Below are 15,906 nucleotides of genomic sequence, written 5' to 3'. Positions count from 1 at the left end.
GGGACACGCGGGCGCCTGCCCCCAACCGGACTGTCGCGGCGCGACCCTCCGGCCGCGTCACCGAGGCCCGGCTGGAACATGACCGCACGTCCGTCGCCCGGCCGGACAGTTGTGGCCCGTGGGGTGGCGCCCGCGAAGGCGTCAGAGCATGATCTTCCGCCCATCGCCCGGCCGGACGGCAGTGGCCGTGGGGTCGCGCCCGTGCGGGTGGCAGAGCATGACCGCGCGCCCATCGCCCGGCCGGACGGTAGTGGCCGTGGGGTGGCGCCCGTGCGGGTGGCAGAGCATGGCCGCGCGTCCATCGCCCGGCCGGACAGTTGTGGCCGTGGGGTGGCGCCCGCGAGGGCGTCAGAGCATGGCCGCACCCTTGTAGCCCTTCAGGAAGGTGTCGATCTTGGCGGCGGCGTCCGCCGCAGCCTTGGCCGGGTCCACCCCGCCGAGCTGGGTGGCCTGGATGGCGTCCGAGACGGCCTTGTACACCTCGGGCGTGTAGCGGGGCTCGCCCCGGCCGCCCGGCACCACCTGCTCCAGGAACACCTTGAGCGCCGGCTTGTCGAACGCCCCCGCCGCCTTGGCCGCCTCCTGGACGGACTTGCGGGCCGGCAGGTTCGTCTTGACGACCATGTTCCACTGCCGGCCGCGCTCGACGCCGGCCGCGTCGGTGGCGCCCAGCGCCCAGGCGATGAACTTGGCAGCCGCCTCCGGATTCGCCCCCTTGGCGTTGGCGACGAACGCCCACCCGCCGATGTCGGTGGTGTAAGTCCCGCCTTCGGGAACGGGAAGCCGGAACACCCCGTATTTGAAGTCCTTCTTCTCCTGCTCCAGCTGCGACACCGACCAGATGCCGCTCTGCTGCATGCCGACGGACCCGCTTGCGAGGTTCGCCGGGGCGTTGCCCGCGCCGTCGCCCTGCGGCTTGCGCGGCGCGACCTTGTTGTTGACCGCGTCCTGCCAGAGCTTCAGCGCCTGGTGTACGCCGGGCGCGTTGAACCCGGCCCCGCCGCTCCCCGGCACGGCCGAGCCGCCGGCCATCCACATGAACGGGTACCAGGTGAAGTTCTGGTAGTAGCCGGGGATGGTCTCGAAGAGGATGCCGAACTGGTCCTTGGTGGTCAGCTTGGCGGCCACGTCCAGCAGCTGGTCCCAGGTCTGGGGGAGGTCACCCTCGGCCAGCTTCGCCTTCTCGAAGGCGTCGATGCTGTAGTACATGGCCAGCGGCTCTTGTTCCATCGGCAGGCCGTAGATCTTGCCGTCCACCTTGCGCGTGTCGAGCACGCCGCCGTCGAAGTCGGCGATCTGGTCGGGCTTGAGGTGCGGCGTGAGATCCGCCAGTACGCCGCCGTTGTGGTAGCGGAGGAAGTCGCCGGGGCTGAGCAGGAAGATGTCCGGCCCCTGACCGGCGGAGAACGCGGTCTGCAGCGCCGTGCCGGCGAGGTACTCGGAGACGGGCAGGTAGTGGAGCTTGACCTTGACCTCGTTGTTGGCGTTCCACGCCGTCACCAGGTCGGTGAACCACTTGCTCTGCGCGTCGGCCTGCGGGTTGGGGCCGTAGAAGTTCCAGAACGTCAGCTCTTTGGCGTTGCCGGTCTTCCCGCCGCCCCCGCACGCGGACAGCAGCGGTGCCGCCATCGCCGACCCTAAGACGACGGCGCCGCCACGCAGCAGAGATCGGCGGGTCACCCTCTCGAAAGCCGACATGTCGCATCCTCCTGATCTTGCAGAAAGCTCGGGGGGTGAGCAATCGATTTCCCAGAAAGGTAGGCGTCGGTGCGGCCAGCGTCAAGAAGTTCCTGCTACAGCTTGCCGAATCCGGGAATCGATATCTCCCCGAGACCTGCAACCCCGCTCCGGTCGGCAACCGCCGCCACGATGGCGCGTCCCCCTGTCGGCTCAACACCGCGACCGCCGCCCTCCACGAGAACCGGCTGGCGACCCCCCGTCCTCCCGCCCGTCCTCCCGCCCGGCCTCCCGCCCGGCCTCCCGCCCGTCGTGCTGATGCCGTCGCGACGGGGCTCAGGCGCCGAGGTGCGGGCCGCCGTCGGGAGCGGATGCCTGCGCGGCGAGGAGGGCTGTCGGGCGGTGCGGCACGACATGCCCTGGAGGGTGCCCGGATAGGGCGAGGTGGTGCGGCGCTGTTCGCGGGAAGCGACGGCGCTGCTCCCGTAGCCGCTTGCTCCCGTAAACCGCCTGGGTCCGACGCCGCGTGAATCCGACGCCGCGTGAATCCGACGCCGCGTGAATCCGACGGCGCCTGGGTCCGATGGCGCCTGGACCCACGCCGCCTGGACTCGTGGCCGCTTAGGCTCGACGTCGCTTGGGCTCGATGGCGCCTGGACCCGATGGCGCCGAATCCGCTGAGCAGCCGACCGCCGCGACCGAGCTCCGCCGTCTCGCCGGCCCCGGCTCCCAGCGAACCGACCGGGCTGGCACCGGTCGCCAGCGGGTCGCCATGGAGGGTGTCGGTCGCGGTGCTGAGTCGACGGGGGCGGGTGCACGCGCATGCCCGGCGATGCGAGGGGCCGAGCTCCGCCGATTCGCCGCACCGACCCCTCGGCGGGGGGTGCCGGGGCGGCGCGGACGCGGTGTGACGCGGCAAGCGCGGGAGGTGCAGGAAGCGTAGGAGGCGAAGGCCCGTGAGGTGGCCGAACGGGGGAGGCATGGGAGACGGGGGGCGCGCGGGAGCTGCGCGAGTGAGGGAAGCGCGGGAGGCGCGAGGCGGCGGAGGCGGGGAAGCGCGGGAGCCGGGCGAGGTGATGGAAGCCGGGCGAGGTGATGGAAGCGGGGGAAGCCGCGAGGTGGGGAAGAGTGAGCGAGGTGCCCGACGTGCGAAGGCCGGGGCCGCCGCTGGGGGTGCCCGGCGTGCGGGAGGTCCGGGCCGGCGTCGGGGAGTGACCGGTGTGCTGGCGGTCGGGCTCGGGTGGACGGGGCGCTGGGGTGAGATGTGGCGGCTGCTGGTCGTCCGCGACGGTGAGCCGGTGGGGCCGCGGCGTCGGGTTTGAGAAATCGGTTCACCGTTGTGATTCTGTGATGTGAAGCGGGATTGACGGGTCAAAAGGTCGGATCTAGGTTGAGGGAAATCGATTTCTGAGCAATCGATTTCTCGCATGGAGGACAACCCGTGGCACGTATCGGAGTGCTGAGCATCTCGGACGGGCGGGACTTCGTCGCCCGCGATCTCGTTGAGCACATCACCCACGCCACCACCGCCCTCGCGGAGGCGTTGCGCAAGGAGGGCCACGAGGTCATCGTGGCGCCGGAGATCGTGTGGACCAACGAGCTGGCCACGTCGCAGGCGCGGTGGCTGGCCGATCGCCGGCCCGATCTGACCATCTTCAACTACGCGGTCTGGGCCTTCCCGCATTTCACCATGCTGGCCGCCGAGTCCACCCCAGGACCGCTGCTGCTCATGGCGAACATCGACCCCGCGCAGCCCGGCATGGTCGGCATGCTCGCCGGCGGCGGTGGCCTGGACCAGATCGGCCGGGTGCACGCCCGCGCCTGGGGAGACATCGACGACCCCGCCGTCAGGGAGCGCGTGCTGACCGAGGTGCGGGCCGCCCAGGCGGTCCGGGGCCTGCGCGGCTCGACGTTCGGCCGGATCGGCGGCCGGCCGATGGGCATGTACACCGCCGTCGCCAACACCGACCAGTGGATGCGTACGTTCGGCGTCGACGTCGAGGAGATCGACCAGTGGGAGATCGTCCGGCGGAGTGAGAACGCCTCCCAGGCGCGGGTCACCCAGGCCCGCCAGTGGCTCGAGGCCAAGGGGAACGTGCACTACGACGGCAAGCAGCTCACGCCGGACCTGCTCGAACGCCAGATCCGCACGTACTACGCGATGCGCGAGCTCATCGACGAGTGGAACCTGGACTTCTCCGGCATCAAGGGCCAGCCCGAGCTGACCACCCACTTCTGCACGATGGACCTCGCCGAGGCCTTCCTCAACGACCCGTACGACTGGGAAGGCCCGAAGGACACCCACGTCTGCGCCACCGAGGCCGACATGGACGGCGCGCTGACGATGCAGATCCTGAAGCTGCTGAGCGGCGACCCGGTGCTCTTCGCCGACGTCCGCCACTACCACGCGGACAAGGACGTCTGGGACCTGTGCAACTCCGGCCAGCACGCCACCTGGTACGCGGCCAGGTCCGACGACCCCGAGGAGAACCTCGCCAGGACGCACTTCTACCCCGAGGTGTTCTTCTTCCCGGCGGGCGGCGCGAGCGTGCACCACCTCGCCGCGCCCGGTGCCGCCACGTTCGCCCGCCTCACCCGCAGGGACGGTCAGTACCGCATGCACGTGATGCGCGGCGACTTCGAGCTGTACGACGACGCCACCAACGAGGCGATGGCCCGGCAGTCCACGTTCGAGTGGCCGCACGCGTTCACCAGGCTGCACGTGCCGGCCACCGAGTTCCTCGGGCGGTTCGGCTCCAACCACATCCATGCGGTCCCCGGCGACTACATCGCCGAGCTGGAAGCGGTCTGCAAGCAGTTGGGCGTCGAGTTCGAGGGGTTCGGCGATGCGGCTTAGTCCTCTCCTCCTCGCGGCCGCGCTCGTCCTGGGCGGGTTGAGCGCACCGGCGCAGGCGCAGGCGAGCGCCAAGGGCCCCAGCGCACCGGCGCACGCGAGCGCCAAAGGCCCCAGCGCACCGGCGCAGGCGCAGGCGAGTGCCAAGGGACCCGTCGGGTGGGACGTCTACCGCAGGCTCGACCGGCTGCCCGAGCTGCCCGTCGGCGTGCAGACCAAGCAGTTCTCCAGCTTCGACCGCACCGGCGACAACAACGACGGGTTCGAGGGCACGTACTCGTGCCTGAGCACCACCGAGCAGGGCTGCGTGATCGCCGAGCACACCGGCGCCGGCGAGGTGCAGGCCATCTGGTTCACCAGGGACGGCGGCGACGTCAGCAGGACCGGCAGGATCACCGTCGAGCTCGACGGCAGGAAGGTGGTGGACGCGAGCCTCCAGGACCTGGTGGACGGCAAGCTCGGCGCCCCCTTCGCCTACCCCCTCGTGGGCAACGCCGACCAGAGCTCCGGCGGCGTCTACGTCGAGGTGCCGATGCCGTTCACCCGCTCGATGCGCATCACCACCGAGCACAACCCGCTCTTCCACCATGTCAGCTACCGCACGTTCGCCGACGCCGAGGGCGTGAGCACGTTCGACCCGGCCGACAAGGCGCAGGACGTCATCGACCGGCTCAAGGCGGGCGGCGACCCCAAGCCCGCCGTCCCGGGCGCGCGCTCCCAGGACGCCGCGATCCGCCTCGCGCCCGGCCAGTCGGTACGGGTCGCGCGCACCCAGGGCGCCGGCCTGCTGTCGGCGATCAAGCTGAAGCTGCCCCAGGCCGAGCAGGTGCTGCCTGAGACCGAGGCCGACGAGGGCCGCGCGTTCGGCCGGAACGGCTCCAGCGAGTTCACGGTGAAGATCGACCCCGCCAACGACGGCGTGCGGCTGACCAGGCGCATCGACCCCGCCATCGGCAGGCAGGTCGCCAAGGTCCTGGTGGACGGCCAGCAGGTGGCCCAGTGGCCGCCGAGCAGGCTGGGCGCCGCCGGGATGTGGGCCGAGGAGGTCGTGGACCTGCCGGCCAGTGCCACCAAGGGCAAGTCGCAGATCACGATCAAGAACGTGTTCGCCTCGTCGGACCTCGACTACAACGAGTTCACGTACTGGGTGGACAGCGCCGGCAAGCGTACCGACACCGTGGACGTGGGCGACGCGGCCGACGAGGCCGCGCACCACTACACGATCGTCGCGCAGACGTGGCAGGGCGAGCGGACCTTCGCCTTCCCGATGGACCAGCCCCAGCTGGCGAAGATCAGGACGGCGCAGGAGATCCTTCAGGGGCTGCGGCTGCGGATCACGTTCGACGGCCGGCGCACGGTCGACTCGCCGGCCGGCGAGTTCTTCGGCAGCGGGCACGCGATGCTGCCCGTCAAGTCGCTCATGTACGCGGTCGACGCCGCGACCAGCACGCTCAGCGCGTGGTGGCCGATGCCGTACCGGACGGGCGCGACGGTCGAGCTGTTCAACGACTCCGGCCGCACGATCGAAGGCCGGGCGACGGTCACGTCAGCCAACCGCCCCGTATCAGGAAATGTCGGTTATTTCAGGACGCAGTCCCGCGCCGGCGGCACCACCCCCGGCACGAGCTGGCCCTTCCTTCGGGTCTCCGGCGCGCAGGGCAAGTTCGTCGGGATCAGCCACACCATGCGCGGCCCGACCAACCGCAACTACCTGGAAGGCGACGAGCGCGTCTACGTGGACGGCTCGCGCACCCCGCAGATCCACGGCACCGGCACCGAGGACTTCTACCAGGCGGGCTGGTACTTCAACCGCGAGACCTTCAGCACCCCGTTCCACGGCAACACCGCCCACCTGGCCCCGGCGACCGGCTGCCCGGCGGAGAACGACTGCACCGGCGCGTACCGGCTGATGATCGGCGACGCCGTGCCGTTCGCGGGTTCGCTGACGTTCGACATCGAGCACGGCTGGACGAACGACGTCGAAGGCGTCTACTCCTCCACCGCCTACTGGTACGGCTCCGACCGGAGCGCCACGGCGCAGACGGACTCGCTGACGGTCGGCGACCCGGCGAGCGAGCGCCAGCACGGCTACACCGGCCAGGGTGAGGTCACCACGCTGGAGTCCGCGTTCGAGGGCGATTTCAGGAACCCCGTCACGCTCAGGGCCACCCAGCGGGTCACGCAGGCCCCGGTCACGTTCCGGCTCACGATCGACCGGAACAACCAGGGCGTCGAGCTGCGCCGTACGAGTGACCAGAGCGTCGCCGGACAGCACGCCGAGGTCACCGTCAACGGGCGGCGGCTGGCCGACTGGGTGCAGCCGCTGGGCAACCGGACCCGCAGGTGGCTGGAGGACGTCTACCAGATCCCGGCGGGCGTCACCCGCGGGCAGCGGGAGATCACCGTCCAGCTGGCCCCGAAGACCCCCTGGTCGGCGGCCTCCTACACGGCGTGGAGCCTCCGGTGACCACCGTCCTGGCGATGCGGGCCATCGGCAAGTCCTTCCCCGGCGTGCGGGCCCTCGACGGGGTGTCGCTCACCGTGGCGGAGGGCGAGGTGGTGGCCCTGCTCGGGGAGAACGGCGCCGGCAAGTCCACGCTGATGAACATCCTGGCCGGGGTGTTCAAGGACTACGAGGGCGAGATCGAGATCGGCGGCGAGGTGGCGCGCATCCACTCGCCCAAGGACGCGCGGCGGCACGGGATCGCCATGATCCACCAGGAGCTCAACCTGGTGCCCGAGCTGTCCGTCGCGGACAACATCTTCCTCGGCCGGGAACGCGCGCTCCTCGACCGCAAGGTCACCGAGGCGCGCACCGCCGAGCTGCTGCGCGGCCTCGGGCTCGACCTGTCGCCGCGCACACTCGTCAAACAGTGCAAGATCGCCGAACGCCAGCTCATCGAGGTGGCCAAGGCCCTGTCGCAGAACGTCCGCGTCCTGGTCATGGACGAGCCCACCTCGGCCCTGGCCGACGCGGAGGTGCAGCGGCTGTACGAGGTCATCCGCGACCTGACCGGGCGCGGCGTGGCCGTCATCTACATCTCGCACCGGCTGGAGGAGCTGGAGGAGATCGCCGACCGGGTCGTCGTGCTGCGCGACGGCCAGTACATCGGCGAGCGCACCGGCATCAACCGGGACGAGCTCATCCAGATGATGGTCGGCCGCCCCCTGGGCGAGATGTTCCCGCGCGCCGACGGCGCCACCGAAGGTGACGAGTTGCTGCGGGTCGAGGGGCTCCGCGTGCCGGGGGACCGGGACACCGGGCGCACGGCGCTACGGGACATCTCGCTGACCGTGCGCACCGGGGAGATCGTCGGCGTGGCCGGGCTCATGGGCGCCGGGCGCAGCGAGCTGCTCGAATCGATCTTCGGCGTGCACCGGCCGTCGGAGGGATCGATCAGCCTGCACGGCGCGCCGTACCGTCCCAGGAGCCCCAAGCAGGCGATCGAGCGCGGTGTCGCGCTGGTCGCCGAGGACCGCAAGGCGCAGAGCCTCGTGCTGGGCAACAGCGTGGCCTTCAACGCGAGCCTGTCATCGCTCAGGCGCTACCTGCGGTTCTGGACCGTGGACCGGCGGCGCGAGGGCGCGGCCGTCGAGCAGCAGGTGCGCGCGCTGCGGGTCAAGACGCCCGGGCTGCGCTTCACCGTCGGCAACCTCTCGGGCGGCAACCAGCAGAAGGTCGTGCTGGCCAAGTGGCTGCTCACGGCGCCCTCGCTGATCCTCATGGACGAGCCCACGCGCGGCATCGACGTGGGCGCCAAGGCGGAGATCCACGCGCTCATGTCGTCGCTGGCCGCCGAGGGCAAGGGCGTGCTCGTGGCCTCCTCCGAGCTGCCCGAGCTGCTCGCCATGTGCGACCGGATCCTCGTGCTCTGCGAGGGCCGCATCACCGCCGAGTTCCCGAGAGGCCAGGCGACGCAGGAGGCGATCCTCGAGGCCGCCATGGCAAGACAGCAGGTGACCCTATGACAACCACGAAGACCGCGCCGCCCGTGCGGGCGCCGGGGGAGAGCCGGATGCGGCGCACGCTCTCCGCCCTCGGGGCCGCGCAGGCGTACATCGGCCTGGTGCTGATCCTCGCCGTGGGGATCGCCACCAAGGGCGAGATGTTCCTGAACGAGACCAACCTCACCAACGCCATCGGCGCCTTCGCCTCCCGCGGCATCCTGGCGGTCGGCGTCACGCTGGTGATCCTGACCGGCGGCATCGACCTGTCCGTGGGCTCGCTGCTGGGCATCGCGTCGATGACGGCCGCGATGATGCTCGCCAAGTTCTCGCTGGAGCCGTGGCAGATCGTGCCGATCTGCATGGCGGTGGGAGCCCTCTTCGGGTTCCTGAACGGCGCCGGCACGGCCTGGCTGCGCATCCAGTCGTTCGTCATGACCCTGGCCATGCTCTCGGTCGTACGCGGGCTCGACCGGCAGGTCAGCGACAACGTCAGCGTCGGCACCCAGATCGCCGCGGCCGACGGGAAGCTGACGCCGCAGGCTGAGGCGTTCCAGCTGTTCGGCACCCCCGGGCACAACCTCTTTGATCGCATCTACTATCCGGTGCTGGCCTTCATCGTGGTCTGCGTTGTCTTCCACCTGATCCTGACGAAGACCCGGTTCGGCCGGCACGTGTACGCCGTCGGCGGCAACCCCACCGCGGCCCGGCTGTCCGGCGTCAACGTCACGGCGGTCACGATCGCCGTCTTCACCCTGTCCGGCATGCTCGCCGGCTTCGCCGGGCCGATCGACGCCGCCTACAGCGCCTCGGCCGACCCCCAGGCCGGGCAGTCGTTCGAGCTGGACGCCATCGCCGCCGCCGTCATCGGCGGGGCGTCGCTGGCGGGCGGCAAGGGCACCATCGCCGGCACGTTCGTGGGGGCGCTCATCCTGACGCTCCTGGACAACGTGCTCGGCCTCAACGCGGTCAGCGACAACTGGCAGCTCGTCATCAAGGGACTGATCGTCGTCGTGGCGGTCGTCCTGCAGCGTCCCGATCTCTTCAAGATCTTCCGAGGAGGGTCTCGATCATGAAGAAGACCATCACCATCGCGCTGTGCGCGCTCCTGGCCGCCGCGTGCGCGTCCAAGGCGCCCGCGCCGTCGGCGTCGTCAGGTGAGAAGAAGAAGTTCGTCGTCGGCTATTCGCAGTCGAACAACGCCGAGCCGTACCGGGCCCAGCTCAACCTGCAGCTGCAGCACTTTTTCAAGAAATATCCGGACATCGAGTTGCTGCCGATCGCCGACGCCAAGCAGTCGAGCGCCACGCAGGTCTCCCAGGTCCAGAACTTCATCACCCAGAAGGTCGACGCGCTCATCGTCTCGCCCACCGAGCCCGCGCCGCTGACGGCGGCCGTGCAGCAGGCCTGCGACGCCAAGATCCCCGTGATCGTCCTCGACCGCACCGTGAACACCGACTGTTACACCGCCTTCATCGGCGGCGACAACGTGCTCATCGGCAGGAAGGCGGGGGAGGAGGCGGTCAGGCTGCTGCCGGACGGCGGCAACATCGTCGAGCTGCGCGGCATCATGTCCAACCAGCCGCAGATCGACCGCGACAAGGGCTTCCGCGAGGCCGTCGCGGCCAACCCCAAGATCAAGATCATCGCCGACCGCGAGGGCAAGTGGGTGAAGGAGCAGGCCACCCCGATCATGCAGCAGTGGCTCGCCCAGCACGAGCAGATCGACCTCGTGTACGGGCACAACGACCCGATGGCGCTGGGCGCGTACCTGGCGGCCCAGGCGGCGGGCAAGGCCGACAAGATCAAGTTCATCGGCATCGACGGCCTGGCCATCCCCGACGGCGGCATCCGCGCGGTCCAGCTCGGCCAGCTCTCGGCCACGTTCATCTACCCGACGGGCGCGCAGGAGGCGGCCGACACCGTCAACAAGATCCTGCACGGCCGGCAGGTCGAGAAGAAGCAGGTGCTCGGCACCACGCAGGTCACCAAGGACAACGCGGCCGAGCTCTACAAGCAGTTCGACCTGTCGGGGCAGAACTGATGTTCCTCGGAGTCGACATCGGCACCTCCAGCTCCAAGGGGGTGCTCGTGGCGGCCGACGGCACGGTCGTGGCGACGGCGGTCCGCGAGCACCGCACCGCCTCGCCACGGCCGGGCTGGTTCGAGCACTCGGCGCAGGACGTCTGGTGGGCCGACTTCACCTCGATCCTGGCGGAGCTGGCCCGCCCGGACGTCGCCGCCGTCGGGCTGAGCGGGATCGGCCCGTGCGTGCTGCCCTGCGCGCAGGACGGCACGCCGCTGCGGCCCGCGATCCTCTACGGGGTGGACACCCGGGCCACCGCCGAGATCGCGGCGCAGACCTCCCGGTACGGCGCCTCCGCGATCCTGGAGCGGTGCGGGTCGCCGCTGACCTCCCAGGCGGTGGGGCCGAAGCTGGAATGGCTGCGCACCCACGAGCCCGAGGTGTGGGCACGGACGCGGCGGATCTTCATGGCGCACTCGTGGCTGGCGTACCGGCTGACCGGCGCGTACGTGCTCGACCATCACGCGGCCAGCCAGTGCACGCCCCTGTACGACACCCGTACCCACGAGTGGATCGACGACTGGGAGCTCTTCCCCGAGCTGGAGCTGCCCGCGCTCGCGTGGAGCGGCGACGTCGTCGGCACTGTGACGGAGGCGGCCGCTGCCACCACCGGGCTCCCGAAGGGGATCCCGGTGGTGGCCGGGACCATCGACGCGTGGGCCGAGGCGCTGAGCGTGGGGGCGACCTCGCCGGGCGACGTCATGCTCATGTACGGGACGACGATGTTCCTGGTCGAGGTGCTGGCCTCGCGGGCCGTCTCGCCGCAGTTGTGGGGGACCGTGGGGGTCTCGCCGGGGACGTACAACCTGGCGGCCGGGATGGCCACGTCGGGCGCCGTCACCGGATGGCTGCGCGACCTGACCGGCGCCTCGTTCGAGTCGCTCACGGCCGAGGCCGCGGCGGTGGGGCGCGGGGCGGAGGGGCTGCTGATGCTGCCGTACTTCGCGGGAGAACGCACGCCTCTCTTCGACCCGGACGCGCGCGGCACCCTCATCGGGCTGACGCTGCGGCACGGGCGCGGCCACCTGTACCGGGCCGCGCTGGAGGCGACCGCCTTCGGCGTGCTGCACAATCTGGAGGCCATGCGTTCAGCGGGCGGGTCGGCCAAGCGGCTGGTCGCGGTGGGCGGCGGCACCAAGGGCGGGCTGTGGACGCGGATCGTGTCCGACGTGCTCCAGCAGGAGCAGGTCCTGTCCACCCACACGGTGGGCGCCGCCTTCGGCGACGCCATGCTGGCGGCCCAGGCCTGCGGCGTCTCGTGCGCGGGCTGGAACCCGGTGGCGTCCGTCGTGGCGCCCGACCCGGCCGCCGCCGAGGACTACGCGCGGTTGTACGGGCTCTACCGGGACCTGTACGACTCCACCTCCCACATCGCCCACGAGCTCGCGAGCCGTTAACGGGGGGTGGAGCTCTCGCGGGGATGGAGCTCGGCGGGCAGGACGATCGTGGCGGGCTTGGCGGCCGGGGTGGCGATGCGGTCGACCAGCAGGCGGGCGGCCATGCGGCCCAGCTCGTACGTCGGCTGCGTCACCGTCGACGGCGACGGGTGCACCAGGTCCGCCCACGGGATCTCGTCGAAGCCGACCAGGCCGACCTGCCCGGGCACGTCCACCCCGCGCTCGGTCAGGCAGCGCAGCGCGCCCACCGTCATGAGGTTGTTGGCCACGAAGACCGCGTCGGGAGGCTCGGGAGAGGACAGCAGTGCGGCCATGGCGTCGTAACCCCCCTGCTCGCGGAAGTCCGCGCGGACGATCACAGGGTCACCCGGCAGCGCCGTCGTGTAGCCGCGCAGGCGCAGGTCGGCGGTGCTCACGCCCTCGGGCCCCGCGATGCACGCGATCCGCCGGTATCCGGCCGCGAGCAGGTGCTCGGTGGCCGTGCGCGCGCCTCTCTCGTTGTCGACCACCACCGTGTCCACGGCGCCCCTGGGCAGCTCGCGGTCGACGGCGACGACGGGCACGGGCGAGTCGATGAGCGTCTTGGCCGCCTTGACGCTGCCCGAGGAGGAGATGATGACGCCGGCCATCTGCTCGCTCAGCGCCGCCGCGACGTAGGTCTCCTCCTTGGCCGGGTCTTCGTCGCTGTTGCACAGCACGACCGAGTAGCCCTCCTGCTGTGCGACGTCCTCGACGCCGCGCACCATGGAGGTGAAGAACGGGTTGCCGATGTCGGAGATGATCACGGCCCAGAGTGACGTACGGCTGCGCCGCAGGTTGCGCGCGACCGCGTTGGGGCGGTAGCCGAGCTCGCGGACCGCCGTGAGCACCCGGGCGACCATGGCGGGGTCGACGGTCTGGGCGCCGTTGAGCACGCGGGAAACGGTGGCGGCGGACACGCCGGCCTCCCGTGCGACATCGTAGATAGTGGGCATCGCACCAAGTTTCTACCATCGCGGAGCCCCGCGCCCCTCCTCGCCGCAGGTTGGGGTCGAGGTCCTGGTCCAGGAATCGCTTTCCGGTCATGATCATACTTCCACATTTCCTGAAATATTGAAATGTGGTGGTTTACCTGGGCAAATGCTCGACTCAAATCCTGACAAATCAGGGCTTGACGGCTGTCAGGCCGCGATTGTACGTTCATCCAGAAATCGATTGCTCAGATCTCTTCTCCCTTCACCCCCACCTCACGGCCTCCTGACTGCCATGCGCTCAGGAGGCCCGCACCGCCAGGAGAAGTCATGTTCTCGATCGTTCGACGATGTTTGGGCGCGGGCCTGGCCACGCTGCTCACGATGACCATCACCGCCGTCCCGGCGGCGACGGCCGCCGCCTCGCCGCCGCCCAGCCCGTACTTCTCGACCGTGCAGATCGACTCCGGCGCGACGGTCGGCGCGCCCGCCGCGGGCGACAACCGCAACCACGGCGACCTGTGGCCGAACTGCTGGTCCGACGACGACAACGTCTACACCGCCTACGGTGACGGCATCGGGTTCGCGGGCACGTACAGCGACATCGGCGTGGCCCGCATCTCGGGCATGCCCGACAACCTGACCGGCGCGCAGCTGCCGATCGGCGACAACGTCGGCCAGGTGTGGACGGCGAACCACACGCGCAAGCCCACCGGCATGGCCTGCGTGGGCGGCACGCTCTACCTGGCCGTGCAGGACCTGGCGTTCGACTTCGACGACGCCCCGGCGGCGACGATCGCGAAGTCGACCGACCACGGCAGGACGTGGACCTGGGACAGGTCGGGGCCGATGTTCGGCAACGGGGTGTTCACCACGATCATGTTCCTGGACTACGGCAAGGCGTACGGCAACGCCCCCGACGGCTACGTCTACGCCTACGGCCTCGACCACAACTGGCGCGACTCCTTCGCGAACCGGGTGCCCGACCCGGTGGACCTGTGGCTGGCCCGGGTGCCCAAGGACCAGGTGCAGAACCGGTCGGCCTGGGAGTTCGTCAGCGGCTTCGCCGCCTCCGGCGCGCCCACCTGGTCCGCGGACATCGGCCGCCGGGTCGCGGTCATGCACGACGACCGGCGCATCTACCAGGACGTCTACACCGCCAACCGGGCCAAGAACCTGACCGTGCTCAGCCAGGGCGGCGTGGTGTACAACAAGCCGCTCAACCGCTACCTCTACACGTCCTGGACGGAGTACACCTTCGAGTTCTACGAGTCGCCGACGCCGTGGGGCCCGTGGAAGCACTTCTCCGGCAAGGACTTCGGCGGCTACCCGTGGACCACGACCAAGCACGGCGGTTACGCCACCACGATCCCGTCCAAGTACATCAGCGCCGACGGCAAGTCGATGTGGCTGCAGTCGAACGTCTGCCCGTGCGGCGGCGGCTTCCCCGACGGGCAGCACTGGGCGTACACGTTCTCGCTGCGCAAGATGCGCCTGGAGCCGCACGTGGACACCACCCCGGCCAACACGCCCGACGGCGCCAGGAACCTGGCCCGCGAGCCGGGCACGACCGGCGTCGAGCGGGTGGCGCATTTCGGCAACGTCGGCTTCTACAACGACGGCAACAAGGCGCAGAGCGAGGACGACTGGAACGACGAGCGCAAGGGCGCGAGCTGGTGGGGCTACACCTGGCCGCGCGAATACCTGATGAACAAGGTCGCCTTCACCAGCGGGCAGATCTTCGGCGACGGCGGCTGGTTCGCGAGCGATCTGCGGGTGCAGGTCCGCAGGAACCACGAATGGGTGAACGTCACCGGGCTGCGCATCACGCCTGACTACCCGTACGACAACACGGCGGGCCCGAACCGCACGTACGAGCTGGGCTTCAACCCGGTGGACGGCGACGGCGTGCGCGTCATCGGCGCCCCGGGCGGCACCCGCACCTTCACCTCCGTCGCCGAGCTGGAGGTGTACTACACGGGCACCAGCGGGACCATGTTCGGCGGCTCGCCGGCGGATTTCACCGGTGACGGCAAGGACGACATCGTGGCCTTCACCCACGGGGCGAGCGCGGACGTGTGGGCCGCCGCCTCGACCGGCACGGGCTTCGGGGCGTCCGCGAAGTGGCACGACTTCTTCGCCCCGAGCGGTGAGCTCCCCTACACCGGCGATTTCACCGGCGACGGGAAAGCCGACATCATCACCTTCACCCAAGGGACCACCGGCGACGTATACGTGGCGCCGTCCACCGGCAACGGCTTCGGACCGGGCGTGAAATGGCACGACTTCTTCGCCCCGAGCGGTGAGGTCCCGGCGGTGGGCGATTTCGACGGCGACGGCAAGGACGACATCGCCACCTTCACCCGCGGCGCCGCCGCGGACGTCTACGTGGCCCTGTCCAGCGGGAACGGGTTCGGCGCCGGCCAGAAATGGCATGACTACTTCGGCCTGAACGGCGAGTTCCCGGCCGTCGGTGACGTCAACGGGGACGGCAAGGACGACCTGATCGTCTTCACCCAGGGCTCCACGGCGGACGTGTACGTGGCCATGTCCACCGGCCACGGCTTCGGCCCCGCGACCAAGGTGGCCGACAGCTTCGCGCCCGGCGCGGACCAGCCCCGCGTGGGCGACTTCGACGGCGATGGCAAGGACGACATCGCCTCCTTCACCAACAACCCCGCCGCCGACGTCTCCGTGGCCCTGTCGGACGGCGCCGGATTCAGGGCCGCCACGAAATGGCACGACGACTTCGCCCCGGCGGGCGAGTTCCCGTACGTCGGCGACTACGACGGCGACGGGAAGGACGACATCGTCTCCTTCACCCACACGCCGTCCGCCGACGTGCGCGTGAGCCTGTCGACCGGCACCTCCTTCGCCGGCGGCGGCAAGTGGCACGACTTCTTCGGCCTGCCCGGCGAGACCACCCTCTGACCCGGTAATCCTCCGCGCGGCACGGCAACCCTCGCGCCGCGCGGCCGCGTCACGCCTCCAGACAGG

At 70.3% G+C, this 15,906-nt stretch carries 9 protein-coding genes; 7 read left to right on the top strand and 2 right to left on the bottom strand.

What is annotated here, in order from left to right; translation table 11 throughout:
* Positions 1-348: 348 nt before the first annotated feature.
* Positions 349-1,698 carry a sugar ABC transporter substrate-binding protein gene (locus ABZX61_RS21665; protein WP_355197005.1) on the bottom strand — a complete coding sequence of 450 codons (1,350 nt, stop codon included), beginning with the start codon at positions 1,696-1,698 and terminating at the stop codon, positions 349-351.
* Between the two features lie 1,420 nt (positions 1,699-3,118).
* Between ABZX61_RS21665 and ABZX61_RS21660 the strand changes: the two genes are divergently transcribed.
* The 6 genes from ABZX61_RS21660 to ABZX61_RS21635 are packed head-to-tail and all read left to right on the top strand — an operon-like array spanning position 3,119 to position 11,959.
* Positions 3,119-4,534 carry an L-fucose/L-arabinose isomerase family protein gene (locus ABZX61_RS21660; RefSeq protein WP_350741214.1) on the top strand — a complete coding sequence of 472 codons (1,416 nt, stop codon included), beginning with the start codon at positions 3,119-3,121 and terminating at the stop codon, positions 4,532-4,534.
* A complete protein-coding gene (locus ABZX61_RS21655; RefSeq protein WP_355197003.1) occupies positions 4,524-6,998 on the top strand; it encodes a glycoside hydrolase family 172 protein in 2,475 nt (824 codons plus the stop codon). Before ABZX61_RS21660 ends, ABZX61_RS21655 begins: the two co-directional genes overlap by 11 nt.
* Positions 6,995-8,500, top strand: coding sequence for a sugar ABC transporter ATP-binding protein (locus tag ABZX61_RS21650; RefSeq protein WP_355197001.1), 1,506 nt, complete (start codon positions 6,995-6,997; stop codon positions 8,498-8,500). The genes ABZX61_RS21655 and ABZX61_RS21650 overlap by 4 nt, the downstream gene beginning before the upstream one ends.
* Positions 8,497-9,552 (top strand): ABC transporter permease, encoded by a 1,056-nt coding sequence (locus tag ABZX61_RS21645; RefSeq protein ID WP_355196999.1) that lies wholly within the window; start codon positions 8,497-8,499, stop codon positions 9,550-9,552. The genes ABZX61_RS21650 and ABZX61_RS21645 overlap by 4 nt, the downstream gene beginning before the upstream one ends.
* Complete coding sequence (locus tag ABZX61_RS21640) at positions 9,549-10,520, top strand: substrate-binding domain-containing protein (RefSeq protein WP_355196997.1); 972 nt, start codon at positions 9,549-9,551, stop codon at positions 10,518-10,520. Before ABZX61_RS21645 ends, ABZX61_RS21640 begins: the two co-directional genes overlap by 4 nt.
* A complete protein-coding gene (locus ABZX61_RS21635) occupies positions 10,520-11,959 on the top strand; it encodes an FGGY-family carbohydrate kinase (RefSeq protein WP_355196995.1) in 1,440 nt (479 codons plus the stop codon). The genes ABZX61_RS21640 and ABZX61_RS21635 overlap by 1 nt, the downstream gene beginning before the upstream one ends.
* On the opposite strand, the gene ABZX61_RS21630 is transcribed toward ABZX61_RS21635, so the two are convergent.
* A complete protein-coding gene (locus ABZX61_RS21630; protein WP_350741225.1) occupies positions 11,956-12,933 on the bottom strand; it encodes a LacI family DNA-binding transcriptional regulator in 978 nt (325 codons plus the stop codon). The genes ABZX61_RS21635 and ABZX61_RS21630 overlap by 4 nt on opposite strands.
* 306 nt (positions 12,934-13,239) lie before the next feature.
* Between ABZX61_RS21630 and ABZX61_RS21625 the strand changes: the two genes are divergently transcribed.
* Complete coding sequence (locus tag ABZX61_RS21625) at positions 13,240-15,840, top strand: FG-GAP-like repeat-containing protein (RefSeq protein ID WP_355196993.1); 2,601 nt, start codon at positions 13,240-13,242, stop codon at positions 15,838-15,840.
* The last annotated feature ends 66 nt before the right edge of the window (positions 15,841-15,906 follow it).

The sequence above is a fragment of the Nonomuraea sp. NPDC003709 genome, assembly GCF_040610775.1.
Taxonomy (GTDB): domain Bacteria; phylum Actinomycetota; class Actinomycetes; order Streptosporangiales; family Streptosporangiaceae; genus Nonomuraea; species Nonomuraea angiospora_A.
This window is presented reverse-complemented; position numbering and strand designations above follow the sequence as displayed.

Bases quoted from the DNA above. Each gene is read 5' to 3' on its own strand.
- ABZX61_RS21625 (WP_355196993.1), top strand. From the start codon at position 13,240: ATGTTCTCGATCGTTCGACGATGTTTGGGCGCGGGCCTGGCCACGCTG.
- ABZX61_RS21630 (WP_350741225.1), bottom strand. From the start codon at position 12,933: ATGCCCACTATCTACGATGTCGCACGGGAGGCCGGCGTGTCCGCCGCC.
- ABZX61_RS21640 (WP_355196997.1), top strand. From the start codon at position 9,549: ATGAAGAAGACCATCACCATCGCGCTGTGCGCGCTCCTGGCCGCCGCG.
- ABZX61_RS21645 (WP_355196999.1), top strand. From the start codon at position 8,497: ATGACAACCACGAAGACCGCGCCGCCCGTGCGGGCGCCGGGGGAGAGC.
- ABZX61_RS21655 (WP_355197003.1), top strand. From the start codon at position 4,524: ATGCGGCTTAGTCCTCTCCTCCTCGCGGCCGCGCTCGTCCTGGGCGGG.
- ABZX61_RS21665 (WP_355197005.1), bottom strand. From the start codon at position 1,698: ATGTCGGCTTTCGAGAGGGTGACCCGCCGATCTCTGCTGCGTGGCGGC.
- ABZX61_RS21635 (WP_355196995.1), top strand. From the start codon at position 10,520: ATGTTCCTCGGAGTCGACATCGGCACCTCCAGCTCCAAGGGGGTGCTC.